1 protein-coding gene is annotated in these 1093 nt (G+C 32.3%); it reads right to left on the bottom strand.

The window, feature by feature from the left end; genetic code table 11:
- Nucleotides 1–90: 90 nt before the first annotated feature.
- Nucleotides 91–1035: an IS982 family transposase gene (locus HNR33_RS22790; RefSeq protein ID WP_429088311.1), complete on the bottom strand. Its 945-nt coding sequence runs from the start codon at nucleotides 1033–1035 to the stop codon at nucleotides 91–93.
- Between the last annotated feature and the right edge of the window lie 58 nt (nucleotides 1036–1093).

The raw sequence follows: 1093 nt of genomic DNA, 5'->3' as shown, positions 1-1093 counted from the left end.
ACCTGATGTGCTAGTAGAATTACATCAAGATAAATTTACCAATTTATTTTTAGAAAAAAATATGCTTCTTATAAACTATTACTGGATATATTATCCAAATATAAGTTCTTTAATGTGACCCAAATCTATATCTTTACCTAGCAATCTATTGATGCAATAACAGAGATTATGAGCCAAGACCTTTGTTCTAAGTCTTGTCATATGTCCCCATAGAGATTTTGCTAAAACTTTGTTGATATTTAGTTGCTCTGTCAATTGTGAAAAAGTGGTCTCAATTCGTCTTCTAAGTTTAAAAATATATTGGCGAAGCCATTTAGGATAAGGAGCTTTACTGTTATCCCTTTTCATAAATATTAACTGAATTCCTTTTTCAGCTTGTAGATCTGGAGTTAAATATTTATTGATATAGCCTTTATCACCAATGACTATCATATTTTTATACGTATCTACTAATTCCCATATAGCTTCCCGATCATCTACATTTGCTGGGGTAAGCACAAAGTCAGTAATAAACCCATCCAAGGTGGTAATGGCATGAAACTTAAAACCATAATAGGTTTCTTTTTTAGAAGCACAATATCCGTAGGTGGCATCAACTTTAAAAGTTTTGTGGAAATGTGCTCTACCAAACTTGCACACAGGAATAGGAATACTATCTATTACCCTGACGGATTGTGATTGATATCCTAGTAAAGAAGTAAGCTCTTTACGGATTTCATCAATTACTGCATGCAACCCCCTACGGGTTCTGTTAAAACGAGTTCTATCACAAAATTTTGGAAACAAGTCTCTTAGATTCTTTCTACAGAAGCCTAACCACGCTTTTTCTGAATCAATAGTGAGTAATTCACCAACAATACCTATGGTAATTATTTCACTATCACTTAGGATAGAATCATTGATATTTCTACGTTTTTTAATATGTGTTGGGGTAATTCTTTGGTAAATATCGTCAATAAGGATGTAGGTGACCGTAATGAAGTCTTTTAAATCACCGATTTCTTTGATAGAATATTCTTTAGTAAACTCCAGCATATGTTATCCTCCTATCTTAATTTCTTTGTCGTTATTAATGATAGGTTAACATAATGTT

Origin of the sequence: Brassicibacter mesophilus, from assembly GCF_050433385.1 — a bacterium.
In the GTDB taxonomy this organism is placed as follows: domain Bacteria; phylum Bacillota; class Clostridia; order Tissierellales; family Proteiniboraceae; genus Brassicibacter; species Brassicibacter mesophilus.
Note: the sequence above shows the minus strand (reverse complement) of the source record. Positions and strands in the feature narration are given on the sequence as shown.

Bases quoted from the DNA above. Each gene is read 5' to 3' on its own strand.
- HNR33_RS22790 (WP_429088311.1), bottom strand. From the start codon at position 1,035: ATGCTGGAGTTTACTAAAGAATATTCTATCAAAGAAATCGGTGATTTA.